The 15749-nt window shown below is 35.4% G+C and carries 17 protein-coding genes and 2 tRNA genes; 6 read left to right on the top strand and 13 right to left on the bottom strand.

What is annotated here, in order from left to right:
* Positions 1–90: 90 nt before the first annotated feature.
* The gene (locus CD172_RS03275) at positions 91–1098 is read left to right on the top strand and encodes an acyltransferase family protein (protein ID WP_103345474.1); all 1008 of its coding nucleotides are present in this window, start codon (positions 91–93) and stop codon (positions 1096–1098) included.
* Positions 1099–1169: 71 nt separating this feature from the next.
* Positions 1170–2336 (top strand): aminotransferase class I/II-fold pyridoxal phosphate-dependent enzyme, encoded by a 1167-nt coding sequence (locus CD172_RS03270; RefSeq protein WP_103345473.1) that lies wholly within the window; start codon positions 1170–1172, stop codon positions 2334–2336.
* An 89-nt stretch (positions 2337–2425) separates the two neighbouring features.
* On the opposite strand, the gene menB is transcribed toward CD172_RS03270, so the two are convergent.
* The 4 genes from menB to CD172_RS03250 are packed head-to-tail and all read right to left on the bottom strand — an operon-like array spanning position 2426 to position 7066.
* Positions 2426–3244 carry a 1,4-dihydroxy-2-naphthoyl-CoA synthase gene (gene menB / locus CD172_RS03265; RefSeq protein ID WP_037565961.1) on the bottom strand — a complete coding sequence of 273 codons (819 nt, stop codon included), beginning with the start codon at positions 3242–3244 and terminating at the stop codon, positions 2426–2428.
* Positions 3210–4052 (bottom strand): 2-succinyl-6-hydroxy-2,4-cyclohexadiene-1-carboxylate synthase, encoded by an 843-nt coding sequence (menH, locus tag CD172_RS03260; RefSeq protein WP_060550768.1) that lies wholly within the window; start codon positions 4050–4052, stop codon positions 3210–3212. The genes menB and menH overlap by 35 nt, the downstream gene beginning before the upstream one ends.
* The gene (gene menD, locus CD172_RS03255; protein ID WP_103345472.1) at positions 4039–5712 is read right to left on the bottom strand and encodes a 2-succinyl-5-enolpyruvyl-6-hydroxy-3-cyclohexene-1-carboxylic-acid synthase; all 1674 of its coding nucleotides are present in this window, start codon (positions 5710–5712) and stop codon (positions 4039–4041) included. The genes menH and menD overlap by 14 nt, the downstream gene beginning before the upstream one ends.
* Position 5713: 1 nt before the next feature.
* The gene (locus CD172_RS03250; RefSeq protein WP_103345471.1) at positions 5714–7066 is read right to left on the bottom strand and encodes an isochorismate synthase; all 1353 of its coding nucleotides are present in this window, start codon (positions 7064–7066) and stop codon (positions 5714–5716) included.
* A 174-nt stretch (positions 7067–7240) separates the two neighbouring features.
* Here CD172_RS03250 and CD172_RS03245 point away from each other — a divergent pair, with 174 nt between their 5' ends.
* A complete protein-coding gene (locus tag CD172_RS03245) occupies positions 7241–8179 on the top strand; it encodes a 1,4-dihydroxy-2-naphthoate polyprenyltransferase (protein ID WP_060550765.1) in 939 nt (312 codons plus the stop codon).
* A 27-nt stretch (positions 8180–8206) separates the two neighbouring features.
* Here the strand turns inward: CD172_RS03245 and CD172_RS03240 are convergent, their stop codons facing one another.
* The 8 genes from CD172_RS03240 to CD172_RS03205 form a co-directional block, all read right to left on the bottom strand.
* Positions 8207–8983 (bottom strand): ABC transporter permease, encoded by a 777-nt coding sequence (locus CD172_RS03240; protein ID WP_060550764.1) that lies wholly within the window; start codon positions 8981–8983, stop codon positions 8207–8209.
* Positions 8980–9627, bottom strand: coding sequence for an ABC transporter ATP-binding protein (locus tag CD172_RS03235; RefSeq protein ID WP_037565949.1), 648 nt, complete (start codon positions 9625–9627; stop codon positions 8980–8982). Before CD172_RS03235 ends, CD172_RS03240 begins: the two co-directional genes overlap by 4 nt.
* 11 nt (positions 9628–9638) lie before the next feature.
* The gene (locus tag CD172_RS03230; RefSeq protein WP_060550763.1) at positions 9639–10196 is read right to left on the bottom strand and encodes a GNAT family N-acetyltransferase; all 558 of its coding nucleotides are present in this window, start codon (positions 10194–10196) and stop codon (positions 9639–9641) included.
* Positions 10197–10448: 252 nt separating this feature from the next.
* A tRNA-Ser gene (locus CD172_RS03225) sits at positions 10449–10537 on the bottom strand.
* A gap of 3 nt (positions 10538–10540) precedes the next feature.
* Positions 10541–10615, bottom strand: a tRNA-Asn gene (locus CD172_RS03220).
* Positions 10616–10768: 153 nt separating this feature from the next.
* The gene (locus tag CD172_RS03215; RefSeq protein WP_103345470.1) at positions 10769–11179 is read right to left on the bottom strand and encodes a YolD-like family protein; all 411 of its coding nucleotides are present in this window, start codon (positions 11177–11179) and stop codon (positions 10769–10771) included.
* Between the two features lie 432 nt (positions 11180–11611).
* Entirely contained in the window at positions 11612–12061 is a 450-nt protein-coding gene (locus CD172_RS03210) for a GNAT family N-acetyltransferase (RefSeq protein WP_060552462.1), read from the bottom strand.
* A gap of 373 nt (positions 12062–12434) precedes the next feature.
* Complete coding sequence (locus tag CD172_RS03205) at positions 12435–13073, bottom strand: competence protein ComK (RefSeq protein ID WP_060550703.1); 639 nt, start codon at positions 13071–13073, stop codon at positions 12435–12437.
* Positions 13074–13299: 226 nt separating this feature from the next.
* Between CD172_RS03205 and CD172_RS03200 the strand changes: the two genes are divergently transcribed.
* Complete coding sequence (locus CD172_RS03200) at positions 13300–13527, top strand: IDEAL domain-containing protein (RefSeq protein ID WP_037565942.1); 228 nt, start codon at positions 13300–13302, stop codon at positions 13525–13527.
* A 55-nt stretch (positions 13528–13582) separates the two neighbouring features.
* On the opposite strand, the gene CD172_RS03195 is transcribed toward CD172_RS03200, so the two are convergent.
* Positions 13583–14575: a lipoate--protein ligase gene (locus tag CD172_RS03195; protein WP_103345469.1), complete on the bottom strand. Its 993-nt coding sequence runs from the start codon at positions 14573–14575 to the stop codon at positions 13583–13585.
* 175 nt (positions 14576–14750) lie between these two features.
* Here CD172_RS03195 and CD172_RS03190 point away from each other — a divergent pair, with 175 nt between their 5' ends.
* On the top strand, positions 14751–14936 hold the full coding sequence (locus tag CD172_RS03190) for a YkvS family protein (protein ID WP_037565940.1): 186 nt from the start codon (positions 14751–14753) through the stop codon (positions 14934–14936).
* A 6-nt stretch (positions 14937–14942) separates the two neighbouring features.
* Complete coding sequence (locus CD172_RS03185) at positions 14943–15545, top strand: CPBP family glutamic-type intramembrane protease (RefSeq protein ID WP_103345496.1); 603 nt, start codon at positions 14943–14945, stop codon at positions 15543–15545.
* The last annotated feature ends 204 nt before the right edge of the window (positions 15546–15749 follow it).

Genomic DNA, 15749 nt, shown 5'->3' with positions numbered 1-15749 from the left:
ATAATATAGCGTTATCTTTCCCTTTCAATTGCATTCATCCCTAAGATTGTAATACATTTATATTAACGATTGTTAAAGGAGTATAACTCAATGGCACATGCGATTAAACGTGATGCATTCTTTGATAATGCACGTGCACTACTTATTTTTTTGGTTGTTTTCGGACATTTAATACAACCTTATACAGATGCACATTCAGCTATTAATGCATTGTATTTAACGATATACAGTTTTCATATGCCAGCATTCCTATTTATTTCTGGCTATTTTTCAAAAAATGTTGGCCGCGCAGGCTATATTGAAAAAGTGGGTAAAAAATTATTAGGTCCTTACCTTATTTTCTTTGCCTTTTTCTCAATTTACTATTTTATTTCTGGAAAAAATAGTTCCATTGATTTGGATCCTTTTGACCCTGTATTCGCATTATGGTTTTTATTAACGCTATTCTTTTTTAATGTCATTATCGTTATCGTCAGAAACTACAAATGGATATATGTATTACCCATTGCTATTTTAATCGCTATATTAGCGGGTTTTTCAACTAACATAGACGGTTATTTAAGTTGGTCTCGCACTTTAGTATTTTTCCCTATATTTTATATAGGCTATATTCTTGGAGATCATTTTAGTAAACTGATTCGATGGAAAAAATTGGCGCCGCTATCTTTTTTAACGCTTTTAACGTTTTTCATCATTTACTATATTCATCCGATTGACTCATCTTGGTTGCTAGGTAGTTCACCTTATACAAAAACTAGCGGATGGAACGTCTTATTAAGTCCAATTAAACGCCTTACATTATATGTCATTATTTTCTCTACCATGTTGGCATTCTTAAACTTAATCCCTGAAAAACGACAAAGGTGGACATATATCGGCTCTAGAACAATGTACGTTTATTTATTACATGGCTTATTTATAGGTATTATTCGAGGCCATAATTTATTTCCGTTTATTGATCATCCATTAGCCGGAGTTATTTACAACTTTACCCTTTCCCTATTTATCGTTTGGTTATGGTCAACCGATTTTGTAGCCAAATGGACCAATCCGTTTGTACATTTGGAAAAACCTTCACAATTTAAACCTTATTCTTAAAGAATTAAAGAGAAGTCACCTAAAGTATGGTATGCTTTGGTGTAACTTCTCTTTTTTTAGGATGTGATGTTATGAAACTTGAACTCAATAACCAATCTCAATATTTAAAAGCTCCTAGCATTCGACAATTTTCGAATCGCATACATCAATTAAAAGATGTGATAAATTTAACAGTCGGTCAACCAGACTTTGAAATGCCCTCTCCAGTTAAAAAAGCCTATGTAGATGCTATAACCAATAATTTAACGACATACTCTCACAACAAAGGGTTACTTGAAACACGTCAAGCCGTATCAGATTATTTAAAAAAACAATTTCATGTTACTTACGATGCTGAATCTATTATAATGACAAACGGTGCATCTGAAGCATTAGATACAAGCTTAAGATGCATTTTAAATCCGGGCGATGAAGTCCTTTTACCTGGCCCTGTTTACGCTGGTTACATTCCACTAATTCAAACATTAGGTGGTCAACCGGTGTTTATGGATACACGTAAAACGCAATTTAAAGTCACACCCGAATTGATAGAGGCACATATAACACCTCAAACAAAAGTCGTACTATTAAACTACCCTTCAAATCCAACTGGAATGACATTAACCTATGATGAAGTTAAAGCATTAGCAGATTGTCTAAAAAAACATCATGTTTTTGTCATTAGTGATGAAATTTATGCTGAAAATACATTCAATACACATCACACATCATTTGCGCAATTTGATGTCATTAAAAATCAATTGTTACTTATAAATGGGCTCAGTAAATCACATGCAGCAACAGGGATACGTATGGGATTTTTAGCAGGACCAACACACATTATTAATCAATTAACATTCATGCATGCGTATAACTGTATTTGTGCCAATGTGCCATCACAAGTAGCAACAATTGCAGCACTGACAGAAGGTATACATGCCCCACAGCATATGAATGCCGCTTACATCGAACGCCGTGATTTTTTAATAGGCGCTTTAAACGATATGGGATTTGAATTAGAAACCATACCTCAAGGCGCATTTTACATTTTCCCAAAAATCACACGTTTCACTGATAACGATTATGACTTCTGTGTCGATATTTTGGAAAAAGCAGGCGTTGCCATGGTGCCCGGATCCTCTTTTACAGACTACGGTAAAGGGTACATTCGTATTTCTTACGCCTATCATATGGATGCATTAAAAGAAGGTATGCGTCGTCTGAAACACTACTTAGAAACCTATTATCCTCAAAATTAACATCAAAAAACCCTCAAACACATTCGAGTTTGAGGGTTTTACAATACATGTATTATTACATTATATTTTTTCAATCAAATTACGTTAACTTATGGAAATTTTGGGAATTGATCAAAGTCAGGTGAACGTTTTTCTTTAAACGCATCTCGACCTTCTTTAGCCTCATCCGTTGTATAGTAAAGTAATGTCGCATCACCAGCAAATTGTTGTAAACCAGCTAATCCGTCAGTGTCCGCGTTCATTGCAGCCTTTAAGAAACGTAATGCTGTTGGTGAATGTTGTAAAATTTCTTTACACCATTGTACTGTTTCGTCTTCAATTTTATCTAATGGTACAACTGTGTTTGCCATACCCATATCTAAAGCTTGTTGCGCATCGTACTGGCGACATAAATACCAAATTTCACGCGCTTTTTTATGTCCAACAATACGAGCCAAATATCCAGACCCATAGCCAGCATCAAATGATCCTACTTTAGGACCAGTTTGACCAAACTTAGCGTTGTCAGCAGCAATAGTTAAGTCACATACAACTTGTAATACATTTCCACCACCGATGGCATATCCTTTAACCATCGCAATGACAGGTTTTGGAATTACACGAATTAAACGTTGTAAGTCCAGTACGTTTAATCGTGGAATTTGGTCATCACCTACATAACCACCATGGCCACGAACTTTTTGATCGCCGCCAGAACAAAATGCTTTGTCACCTTCACCTGTTAAGATAATGACACCCACGCGTTCATCGTCACGAGCACGTGTAAATGCGTCTATCATTTCATGTACAGTATTTGGAGTAAAAGCATTATGAACCTCTGGACGATTGATCGTCACTTTAGCGATACCTTCAAAATATTCATATTTAATTTCTTTATATTCCTTTAGTGTCTCCCATTGTCTTTCCATAGTTGGCCTCCTCAATTAAACCTTTTATAAAAGCTAATGTTATTGTATCAAATTTTGCAACATCTTCCACATGAACTGTATGCCCTACTTGAGGTACAACTTCAAGTTTGGCATGTGGAAGGTCGTCTTTCATATTATGGGCAATCTCTACAAATTTTTCATCCCATTCTCCAACAATGAGTTGAACTGGCAATTGGAGATTTGCTAAATCATTCCATAAATTCGGCATCACTCCAGTGCCATAATCCCGCAAAGCTTTCGCTAATCGAGATGGAGATTGACGTAATCTCATATTCCTTATGCGTTGTTGTTCAACATCTGATAAAAATCGTTGTGATTGAAACAATGGCAACCGTTCCCAGTCGTTGACGAACGTTTCTAATGGTGCAAGTTCAAGTACACGCGCGCGTGCTAGATCGACTTGTATTCGTTCTGTCCGCATCACCTCATCTTGAATGCCTGGAGAACCACTTTCTAAAATCAATCCAGAAAGCCTCGTCTCATGATGAATTGCATAATAAAGTGCGACCCGCGCGCCCATTGAATACCCATGTAATATCACATGTTTATCGGCGAAGCGTTGTACAACGTTATGAAGTTGATGGCCCATCCACTCAAAATCCCAAGATTGATCCATGCTCGAATCGTCTTGACCATGTCCAGGTAAATCAATCGTTACCATTTTCATTGTTTCTGAGAGCTGCTTGATATGGTGATCAAATGTACTGCTATCACTGATAAAACCATGTAATAATATGAGCACGATATCTGAAGGTTGCTTTGCATCATGAATTTTATAGTGTAACATCGACGACCTCACGTAACTGTTCATAAAGTGCTTGATGGGCCTCATAATTACTGTCACGGTCCGTTACAATCTCATAAAGCGTTGCGGACATCGTATTTAGTGGCGCATAGTCAAAGGTTTGAATATCTGTGAAGCGTTTATAACCGAATTGATATAAGTTTGCCACATGTTCAAAATCAAGACCTGTCGGTGTACCAAACAACCGTTCAAAATGTGGTGCTGCAGATGATTTTTGAGGTAAATATGAAAAGATACCACCACCATCATTATTCACTAAAATAATATTCATATGAATATCATTTAACTTAGACATCAATAGACCGTTCATATCATGGTAAAATGCGATGTCGCCAATCAACAATGTTACCTTCTTGTGTACAGCCATACCTAACGCGGTAGACACAACACCATCTATACCATTAGCGCCTCGATTGGCATAAATACTAAAGTCACGCCCATAATATAAATTGTCTATATCTCGAATAGGCATACTATTACTTACAAATAAGTGATCTGTAGCATCTAATTTATCAAGTAACTTTGAGATAAATCCAGCTTCATCATGCGCTTGTTTTTGATGATATGTGATGGTTTCTCTCGCTTGTAACTCCATTTTTTGCCAATGCCTCAACCAAACTTTACGATATGTACTATCTAAAATGTCGAGTGATCTAAAGAAATCATTGGCGGACATTTCGTAAAAATAGTCAGGCATTTTAGGAAATGCATCTATATCTTTACTATTTTGAATTAAAATTTGCGTTGCAGGCGTTTGTTTTAGCCACTGATTTAATTTTTTAGAAACCACTGGTTTACCGACTCTAATGACGAAATCGGCATCCATTTCGAGTCCAGCACGCAATAATAAATCATACGTTGCAATGACATTAGGATGCTGTGTACGGCGAATCGGATTTAAAGGATCCGCTAATATTGGTAAATCATACTCTGTGGCAAACGTTAATAATTGTGATACATCTTGATGTTGCATATCCCCTACTACAATCAGCCCTTTCACTTGTTTAAGCGTATTGGCAATTGGTGAAGGGTCTATCGTTTTTTGATACTTCGGTAATGTATACGTATATGCCGTTAATAAATCAGTTCGCGACCAATCCGGTGTTAACGGTTCACGAAACGGTAAATTAAAATGTACTGGTCCTTGATGTGGCCCCACAAAATATTGACTTGCTTTTTGCAGTTGATAACGGTTCGCTTCTAATGTTAGTTGCGAGCCATCTGCAAGAGGCATATCAAATTGAAAACGCACATAATTCTCAAACATATTCACTTGATTGATTGCTTGAGGCGCACCTACATCTCGCAATTCATGTGGGCGATCACTTGTTAATACGACAAGTGGTAATCGACTAATATGACTTTCTGCTACAGCTGGCACATAGTTTGCGGCAGCTGTACCTGATGTACACACTATCGCGACTGGACGATTGCTTCCTTTAATTAAACCTAACGCAAAGAAAGCGGCACTGCGTTCATCTGGATGCACCCATGTTTTAATTTCTGGATGACATTCACAAGCAATCGCAAGCGGTGTAGAACGTGAGCCTGGACTAATGACCACTTCTCTCACACCATAGGCGTAAAGTTCTGATATAAAATGAAACACTTGTTCAGTTAAATGTTGTTGTGCATGCGTCAACTTAGCTCACTCCTAAAGCGTCCATCATAGGACTGAATTTTAAAGCAGTTTCTGCTACTTCTGCTTTCGCATTTGAATCTTTCACGATACCCGCACCTGCAAAAAGAAGTGCCGTATCGTTATTAATTAACATTGAGCGTATAGCAACGATAAATTCACTATCATCATACATATCTATCATGCCTACTGGTGCCCCATACAACCCTCTTGCATTGAATTCATGAGTATCAATATATTGCACCGCTTGCGCTTTTGGATAGCCCCCTAATGCAGGCGTTGGATGCATAACATCAATCAATTCAATATAATTAGGCGTCACCAAATGCCCACCAATTTCAGTGTACAAATGATATAAATGATCATTTTTAAGAATGCTTGGCGTCTTATGATAGTGTACGTCTTCAACAAAAGGCTTAATATCTTCCAGAATACTTTCGACAACAATATGATGCTCACCTAAATTTTTAGTATCCTGTAAGAAAGCTTTAACTTGTGCTTGATCTTGCTCTGCGTGTTGCGTTCTTTTAATTGTTCCTGCCACAGCTTTAGTTGAAAGCATATTATCTTGAACTTTAAACAGTTGTTCAGGCGTTTGAGAAATAAAACAATCATCGCCTGACTCTATTAAAAATAAATAACTATTCTTTTCATTTTTCAAAGCCCGTTCTAATACAGAAGCAATGTCGATGGTTGTATTAAATTTAATTTCTCGACGTCGCGATAATACAACCTTTTCATCAGACTTTAAGTTTTGAATCGTTTGATCAACCAAGTGTTCCCACGCATCAATGTCCAGATCCCGTTGAGTACATACGTACAAATCCGCTTCATCAGATGTGTAAGCGGTTGAATCAAATTGACTCAAACACGTATAAATCGCTTTAAATTCTTCAAATGAAAAATCTGATCTACGTTTTGTATATGTGAAATACGTGTCACCATCAATATAAGATATTAATATTTCAGGTAAAATAAAATGATTCATGTCAAATTGTCGCCATTCCACACTCGTACGTTGTGTAGAAAATTGAAATCCGCCATATATACGCAAATGATGTTTCGTCGTGGATGGATGTATTAGTGCAATATCTTCTTTAAAACGATCCCAATCTTTAAATATAGATCGTTTGTTTTTATGGTTATTTTTAAATTCCTTCGCAATGCGACATCCAAAAAAAGCTGTTTCATTATCATTAAGCCGAAAATAAAAGCGGTTACCCGCTTCTTGATTAGTTTTTCTAAATAATGTCACTGGATCCAATGTACGCGGTAAACGCACCTCTATGGAGATCCAAGTTTTAGATGTGCTCGATATTGCGTCAATGATTTCTTGCTCACCAACGTCAACAGTCATCTGTCTCTCACTTCTTTCTCATAATCATAATCCCATTAACATTCATTTTAACATTTTTTAATAGTAAATGTGAGAGACATTGCTTAAATCATAGAGTTTGTTATTGATTTCATTTCTAAACTTTTCTATACTGTTTTTGTATTAATAATATAAATAATCGAGGTTTTGATCTATATGGTGAATCAATTTCAGCAACATTCAACCTTTCATAAGTATTGGCAATTAATGCGACCTCACACGTTAACTGCTGCTATCGTACCAGTTTTAGTGGGTACAGCGATTGCAAAAATTTTCCAACTTGGTAGTGAAGATCATATCAATATGGGGTTGTTTATCGCAATGTTGCTCGCTTGCCTTTTAATTCAAGCAGCGACGAATATGTTTAACGAGTACTACGATTACAAAAAAGGCCTTGATGATCATGAATCAGTGGGAATTGGTGGTGCCATTGTACGTCATGGGATGACACCTAAATCCGTGTTCAATTTGGCCATCGCATTTTATGTAGTTGCTACGATTTTAGGGTTATTTATCGCAGCACAAACGTCATTTTGGCTCATCCCTATAGGCTTATTGTGTATGGCCATTGGCTATTTATACACAGGCGGCCCGTTCCCAATTTCTTGGACACCGTTTGGTGAAGTATTTTCTGGTGTTTTTATGGGAATGTTCATCATTTTAATTGCCTTTTTTATTCAGGCAGGACATGTTAATAGTACCGTGGTTTGGATGAGTATTCCGATTGTGATTACCATCGGCTTAATTAATATGGCAAATAATATTCGTGACCGCGTTAAAGATAAACGCAGTGGACGTCGTACATTACCAATTCTTCTTGGTAAACGTTTGTCATTACTTGTTTTAGCGGCAATGTATGTACTTGCCTATGTATGGGTTATCTACACTGTCTTTTTCGTTCCAGGCGGTTCTATTTTCTTTTTACTTATCTTATTAAGTTTCCCATGGCCTATAAAGGTGTATCGCCGTTTTAAAAAGAATGATACACCTGAGACAATGATGCCAGCGATGATTGCAGCTGGAAAAACCAACACATTTTTCGGCTTACTTTACGCATTAGGCATTTATATTAGCGCTCTATTAGGCAATATTTAAATGAAAACCCACTTAACGCTTATGCTGTTAAGTGGGTTCTGTTTTGTCTTTTTTAATTTGTATGAGTTGATGACGATAATTGAAAAATTGACGATAGCTCAAATATGTGGCTACGAGTGCTGAAATAATCGTTGCCGTCGTATGAATAAATACAACCATAAGTTGAAATTTAATCGCTTGTAATGGCGGAACACCTGCAATAATTAATCCTGTCATCATCCCTGGTATGGACACCAGCCCATACGTTTTTACCGAGTCAATCGTTGGCACAATGGCCACTTTAATACTTTCGCGTATCGCTTCTTTAGCCGCAAGTGAGGGCGCTGCACCTAATGATAACTTAGCTTCAATTGATTCCGTTTCTTTAGTAAAAATACGGTTAAGATTTTGGTAACTTAAATTTATCGCAATCATCCCATTACTGCCTACCATCCCTGCGACAGGTATGATTTCGTTAGGTGTAAAATCTATCGCACCTGTCAGTAAAACCCCACCTAAAGATAAAACGGCTCCAGTCATAATCGCTACAAATGAAACCCAAAAGACATGATGCATAATGGTAGATGCACGCTTTTTAGTGTTTGCTGCTGCATTAATCATAATCACAAGAATAAGTGCTAGTACAATCCATGTATCTTCTACTTTAAATACAAATTCAAGCAAATAACCAATCAAAACTAATTGAATGACTGCTCTTACAGCTGCGATAATTAAATCTTTTGCGATACGTAGTTTTTCTTTATAAGAAATAATAATCGGAATCAACAATAATAGTGAAGTTAAAAGCAAAGATGTTGTGGTCATATCGCCTCCTCCTTCACAAGTTCACCGTTATGTATTGTAATAATACGCTGAAAATGGCGATGACTTTGCGCCGTATTATGAGTAATCCATAACACTGCTGTACCTGCTTCAACCATTTCAAAAATTAATTTTTCAATGGATTGACTGTTCTTATCATCTAATGCGCTGGTCGCTTCATCTAATAATAACAACTCCGGTCGATACATTAATTGTCGCGCGATAGTCACACGTTGTTGTTCCCCACCTGACATGTGCTGTACTCGCGCATTCAATTTATACTTTTTAAGTCCAACAGCCTCTAATAACGCCTTCGCACGCGCCTTGTCAAATGTCTCTTGACGCGCCAATGATGGAAAAGCAAGATTATCATATATCGTTTCACCAAATAGCTCTAATCGTTGTGGTAAATAACTAACACGCTGTCTTAATATTTCAGGCTCATAGTCCTGGTATGAGTGCCCTTGAAATAAAATATCTCCTTCTGTTGGCGATATTAAATCCGCAATGACACGTAATAATGTACTTTTCCCACTGCCTGATGCCCCTACAACTGCAATTGCTTCGCCCTGTTTAACGTTAAGATTAATTTGATTTAATATGCGTTGATCATCTACATGATAGCTTACATTATTTAAATCAAGCATAGCACCCCTCCTTATTCTGTATATATCATATAATCATATACATGGCCATATAACGTTTTTTCAATATGTGGTTTGAAACCCATATTTTCATATAATTTTTTCGCACGTACATTGTCACGATCACAATTCAAGCTAAAGGTTTGACCTCTATATTTTTCAAAAACATGTATCATCAATGCTTTCGCAATACCACGCCCTCTGTATTGTGGAAATGTCGCGATAGATTCAATATATCTATCCGTATCTTCAGCCTCTTTAACAGGTAAAGGGGTTTTAGTCGATAAAGGTAGACTTTTGGCACGCTTTATCGTGCTCCAACTTTCTTCGTAATATAACTCTTTATCTCCATCATACGTAACGATCATACCCGCTACTTGCCCTTCAACATCATAAACATCAATATGATGATAACTATTTCGATATGATTCAGAAGCGACACTTTCTTCGATTACTTTAATTACTTCAGACTTATCATAGTTTTCAACTATTTCAAGTTCCATATCTTTCCAAATCATATATGTTAGTTCTGCAATGGCTGTGGCATCATTTATGGTAGCTGTTCGTATCATACAATTCCCCCTTTTAACTTTATTTTAGAGGAATATATCATTTTATGGAATAAATGCACATCTGTAGGTATAGAGTAAAATAAATATAAACATGAACATTAAAAGAAGTAACACCACGTTTTCGGGGACGTTCAGCTTGCAAAAACAATTATAAGAAAGGTATCTAAATTTATTAAAATCCCTTTATAACAGACTAATACAACGACGTTTAATGTATAAAAAAAGAACATTGCGATTGCAATGTTCTTTAAACGGAAACGGAGGGATTCGAACCCTCGCGCCGCTCTCGCGACCTACACCCTTAGCAGGGGCGCCTCTTCAGCCAACTTGAGTACGTTTCCTAATGGCTCCACAGGTAGGACTCGAACCTACGACCGATCGGTTAACAGCCGATAGCTCTACCACTGAGCTACTGTGGATTCATATTATTTTTTTGTAAGCACAGATACTATTATATCAATTCGGTTGAAGAAATCAAGAGCTAAAATTAAAAAAGTTAACGGAATATTTACACTATAGGAGCTGAAATTCCGCCAACTTTACGTTTTGCACAATGTAATCGCACTATTTCCCTATTCCAATGCATAAAGTTCATTTAAACCTATCGTTAACCGGTCTGTTTGGCGTTTATTAGCAATTGTAAGTTCATTATTCAATGTATTGATTGAAGTAATATATCCCTCTATCGTATGAATATAGCCCGAACGCCAATAACTGATTTTAGCACTTTCATTTTTAGAAATTTTAAAATGCAACATATGATTGATTTCGATGATTTGGTCTTCACTCAAGTCAGGACGGTCAATTTTGAGTTGATTCGCTTCAAACTGTTTAATTCTTTCGAACTGTTCTGGAAGCGTCGCAAAAGGCGCCCATTTAACAATACCGCGTCCCATCGGTATGCGTGCATTTAAATATTGACGTGGTATTTTCCGATAATCCGTTTCTGTTTGATACTTAGGGGGAAGTGTACGGTCCAACATATTCATCACCTCGCACTCATTATAGAACATACGTTCGTGTTTGTGAAGTGATTTTTTAAAGATTCAACGTTTGACCAATTAAAAAACGGCTTAAGAAAAGAGCTCAAACCGTTGAATATCGGATTAAATACCCATAATCGTCATAATAAACAATAGCGCAGCAATCACGAAAACACCTACTGTTAATAGAAATGACAGTTGCTGTTTCAATTTTTTATTCAAAAGACACTCCCCCCATCCCTTAACTCACTTTTGAATACCACACAAACCATTGAGGTTATAAAATACCTATCTCAAAATGATTAGACAATATTCAGAATAATAGTAAGACGATCTTTGTTATAATTAGTCAAACGACTAATATTTAATAGTGTTATATATTATTTTACACTACAATAATAATATATTCCACTTCTATTTTGAGTTAACACACTATAATTGCCTTTTAAAACGCAACATATCTCTGCACCAAATGCCATTTTCATAAATAGGTGCTTCATTATCTTGACTAAAGAAATCAAATAACACATCTACTAATCTAAAACCTGCTTTTTGATAAAAAGCAATTTGATTGATACTTGAATTACCAGTACCGACAATCATTTCTTTAAAATGGTTTTCAGTTGCAAAAGCTATTGCATGATTAAGTAACTTTTTCCCAATACCTACACCTTGTTTTGAATCTTTAACAGCAATGTTAACTAATTCGATACGTTCAGTATCAAGCGCCACTAAAATGTAACTTCCTACAATACCATCATCTTCTTTGTATGCCACACATATACCTGAATTTAAGTACGCCTTTACTCTCTGATAAGAAGGATCCGCGAGTAATAATAAATCCATTGGAGCTTCTTCGATTGTATCCATAACTACAAACATGACGGTCACACCCTTTAACATAAAAATACACTTATACTTCTACAGTAGCATACTTAATAGAAGTATAAGTGTTAATACATCAAAATATGAATCCATTTTAAATTACATTCGGAATACCATTACATTGCGCACTTTCATTTGCGTCAACATATTCAATCCTATCATTTGAGCATTTACAAAAATTACCTAAGGATTTTAATAAAATATTAATTAGAAAATATGTTGTAAAGAAAACTTTAAAGTTACGACTCATCATGGGCCTCCTTAAAATCAATAGTTATTCAACTATACCCTTTATATTTCACGTTATGTGCAAGAGTCGATATATCATATAAACATTGGGATAATTTAAAAAGATATTACTTTGAAGGATCTATACTTCAGGAAGATTTGGAAATGGTTTTGAGGCATCAGGGCCAGGTTGATAGTTAGTACGTTGTTTTTCTAAAATAGCATATCTTGAAAGTGCTTCATAAATATTGAAATTGTCTTTATTATAATCGATAGGTTTTTCAGGATTCGTAGTGAGTGCTTTCGCTTTACGGTCTAAGAGATACGAAAAAGTAATACAGTTGCGATACTGCGTAGAGATAGTGTGTTCTGAAACATTTAAAATGACAGATTGACCATTTACAAAAGTAATTTTTACTTTAGCACCTTTTAATTTTTTAATTCGTTCAACAAAATGCATATTCATCCAGCTGTTTTCAGTAGCGCGATCGGAATGTGATGGAAAATAAAATGAAGGAAATATCGGAGTGATATTAATTGGAAGTTTACTTTTGAGGTTCGAAATGCGACGCGTTTGTGCTTTTCTAGATTGATACGTTTCACCATAACATTTACAACTGTTTTCAATGATTTGTATCAATGGTTCGTGAACAATGATTGGTGGTTCATCGTACTTCAGGATTTCCGTACTTTGATTGATGCCATATGGGCCATCTGTCGGACGTAAAAACATGTCTCCTTTCATAATAATATAATTGTTTTGGTTAACTGAATTTTTCATTCGGTTCCCCCTTTTTAGATTTATTTTATTTCTCTATGTACCCCCTATTATATACAAACCAAACTAAATGTCAATCTAAATTTGATGTTTTATTAAATTTAATTTTAAGCACCTCAAAACACCACCTTTAAAACTTTTAAAAATTCAGAATATTCATTGCATTTGTATTCATGTTTCGTTATACTGATAAATAACTATTTAAACAACATACAAGGAGTGATATGCTATGAAACATCAACTTGATACGAAAACGTATAATAATACTAACGCAATGCATATGATTCATCAGCTTGGTGTAGAATTAGTAATTGAAGACGCGCTAAAAAATCAGCGTAAGCAACAACTCAAACATTTAATTGATGAAGCGCTACAAAATAAAAACGAAGCTAACTTCAACAAGTATACTGCTGAATATTTAAAATTGGAGGAGCTTGAAGTTGAAATCATTTCATAATCATCATTAAAACAGGTCGACACATTGCATGGATACAATGAGCGACCTGTTATTTTTATACCATTAAATCAATAATTTCTTCTTTTGAAATATCACCGAAGTAATAATAAAAGTCATAATCAACGAGTGCTTCTTTTATTGATTCTTTTTGATGTAACACGCCTTCCAAAGCATGTTCAAGTTCGGTTACGTTGCCTTCTCCAAAGAAATCACCGAATATTTTCGCATGTTCAATGCGTCCTTTTTTAACGTCCAATTTAATTTGAATAAAACCTTTTTCAAATTTATGTTCTCTTTCAAAATTGTATTTAGGGTTTTTACCATAATTCCATTCCCAAGTGCGGTATTTTTCATGACTCAACTTTTCAATATTGTCCCAGTCTTCATCTGTTAATACATATGCTTCTACTTCATTTTCACCAAAAAGTTGTTTTAAAATAATTTGCTTAAAGTCTTCAATATCTAAAGGTTGATCCAAAAACTCTTGAATATTAGCCACACGCTTGCGCACGGATTTCACACCTTTAGATTGAATTTTAGCTGGATTAACACGTAACGCGTTTTGTACTTCATCCAATTCACTGTTAAGCATGAGCGTGCCATGACTAAACATGCGGTCTTTCACTTTAACCATCGCATTGCCTGATATTTTGGCTTGTCCAACTTGTATGTCATTACGACCCGTTAACGCCGCATCCACACCCAATTGATTTAAAACATCGACAATCGGTTGCGTGAATTTCTTAAAGTTATGGAAACTTTGACCATCATCTTTCGTAATAAAACTAAAATTTAAATTACCAAAATCATGATACACTGCACCGCCACCAGAAATACGACGTACAACATCAATATGATGCGCATCGATATAAGGTTGGTTGACTTCTTCAATGGTATTTTGATTTTTTCCAACAATGATAGAAGGTCTATTAATATAAAATAAGAAATAACTATCTTCATTATCCATTGGAACTGTATTTAAAACGTACTCCTCCATTGCTAAATTCATTGTAGGATCCGTGATATTATTGTTGCTAATGAATTTCATTTAAACTCTCTCCTTTGAAATAAGGTTGAACAATTTAAATATCGCACGATACATCTTCAAAAGCTACTGTTTATACTTAGAGATGACAAAAACATTAAAATTAACGCAAATTGTTTATTTAAATTGTAAATTTTAGTACAATATATGCTAGTTAAATTTCTAAGGGGGCGTAAACATGACGATTGCTGAAGTTGGAGACATCGTAGAATTTTACGATGGTATTAGAGGTAAAGTTGAGAAAATCAATGACAACTCTGTTATAGTAGATTTAACAATAATGGAGAATTTTGCTTCTCTTGACTTGCCAGAAAAAACAGTCATTAATCATAAAAGATATAAGATTGTTGAACAAGAAGGTTAATCTATGATGAAAAAATTAAACAAACCGCTACTTTGGTTTATATTAAGTTTTATTGGTTTTCACATTATTTTATTCATAATGTGGGGAGAATATAATGTTTACTGGCAATTATATACAGGCATTATGCTTATCGCAGGTATTAGCTACGTCTTTTACCAACGTGATATTGCTTCCAAACGATTACTCACGTCAATCGCAATTGGTTTAGCAGCCGGTGTACTGCTTGTACTTGTTCAGGTCATTATTGCTTTAATCACCTCAGATCTCAGCTATACATCACTCATTAAGCAACTGTCTCGAACAGGCGTCTATTTCAAATGGCAAATGTTGATAACGTTACTATGTGTCATGCCATGTCATGAATTATACATACGTACAATTTTACAAAAAGAACTTACTTTATTAACACAACGACCTTGGATAGGTATTGTTACTAGCGCAATATTATCTAGCTCATTCTTTATTTACCTTGATCGTTGGTGGATTGTTCTTTTTATCTTCATATGCCAACTTATTTTAGGTTTCAGTTATGCCTATACACGTCGAATTGTCACAACAACAGTAGCACAAATTGTAGCGGTGGTCCTTTTACTCATTTTTCATGGGTAAAATTTTTGGGTATGAACCACATTCAATGGATTACACATTGCGTCATCCCCTATTACATTTCTAAGCGTATGCATAAAAATGTAAATAAAAACTTTATAAATAGAATGGGGCTGGGACATAGGGTTTCAGCTTCCAAGAAAAACACCACAAAAATCACTTCAAAAGATTTTGTGGTGTTTTTTCATTTGAATTCTACTTAAAATT

Source organism: Staphylococcus agnetis (assembly GCF_002901865.1).
In the GTDB taxonomy this organism is placed as follows: domain Bacteria; phylum Bacillota; class Bacilli; order Staphylococcales; family Staphylococcaceae; genus Staphylococcus; species Staphylococcus agnetis.
This window is presented reverse-complemented; position numbering and strand designations above follow the sequence as displayed.

Excerpts from the sequence above, each read along its gene's own strand:
- CD172_RS03240 (WP_060550764.1), bottom strand. The coding sequence starts at position 8,983 with ATGACCACAACATCTTTGCTTTTAACTTCACTATTATTGTTGATTCCG.
- CD172_RS03200 (WP_037565942.1), top strand. The coding sequence starts at position 13,300 with ATGAAACATCAACTTGATACGAAAACGTATAATAATACTAACGCAATG.
- CD172_RS03250 (WP_103345471.1), bottom strand. The coding sequence starts at position 7,066 with ATGACTGTTGACGTTGGTGAGCAAGAAATCATTGACGCAATATCGAGC.
- CD172_RS03235 (WP_037565949.1), bottom strand. The coding sequence starts at position 9,627 with ATGCTTGATTTAAATAATGTAAGCTATCATGTAGATGATCAACGCATA.
- CD172_RS03195 (WP_103345469.1), bottom strand. The coding sequence starts at position 14,575 with ATGAAATTCATTAGCAACAATAATATCACGGATCCTACAATGAATTTA.
- CD172_RS03270 (WP_103345473.1), top strand. The coding sequence starts at position 1,170 with ATGAAACTTGAACTCAATAACCAATCTCAATATTTAAAAGCTCCTAGC.
- CD172_RS03185 (WP_103345496.1), top strand. The coding sequence starts at position 14,943 with ATGAAAAAATTAAACAAACCGCTACTTTGGTTTATATTAAGTTTTATT.
- CD172_RS03230 (WP_060550763.1), bottom strand. The coding sequence starts at position 10,196 with ATGATACGAACAGCTACCATAAATGATGCCACAGCCATTGCAGAACTA.
- CD172_RS03210 (WP_060552462.1), bottom strand. The coding sequence starts at position 12,061 with ATGTTTGTAGTTATGGATACAATCGAAGAAGCTCCAATGGATTTATTA.
- CD172_RS03190 (WP_037565940.1), top strand. The coding sequence starts at position 14,751 with ATGACGATTGCTGAAGTTGGAGACATCGTAGAATTTTACGATGGTATT.
- CD172_RS03245 (WP_060550765.1), top strand. The coding sequence starts at position 7,241 with ATGGTGAATCAATTTCAGCAACATTCAACCTTTCATAAGTATTGGCAA.
- menH (WP_060550768.1), bottom strand. The coding sequence starts at position 4,052 with ATGTTACACTATAAAATTCATGATGCAAAGCAACCTTCAGATATCGTG.
- CD172_RS03215 (WP_103345470.1), bottom strand. The coding sequence starts at position 11,179 with ATGTTGGACCGTACACTTCCCCCTAAGTATCAAACAGAAACGGATTAT.
- CD172_RS03205 (WP_060550703.1), bottom strand. The coding sequence starts at position 13,073 with ATGAAAAATTCAGTTAACCAAAACAATTATATTATTATGAAAGGAGAC.
- CD172_RS03275 (WP_103345474.1), top strand. The coding sequence starts at position 91 with ATGGCACATGCGATTAAACGTGATGCATTCTTTGATAATGCACGTGCA.
- menB (WP_037565961.1), bottom strand. The coding sequence starts at position 3,244 with ATGGAAAGACAATGGGAGACACTAAAGGAATATAAAGAAATTAAATAT.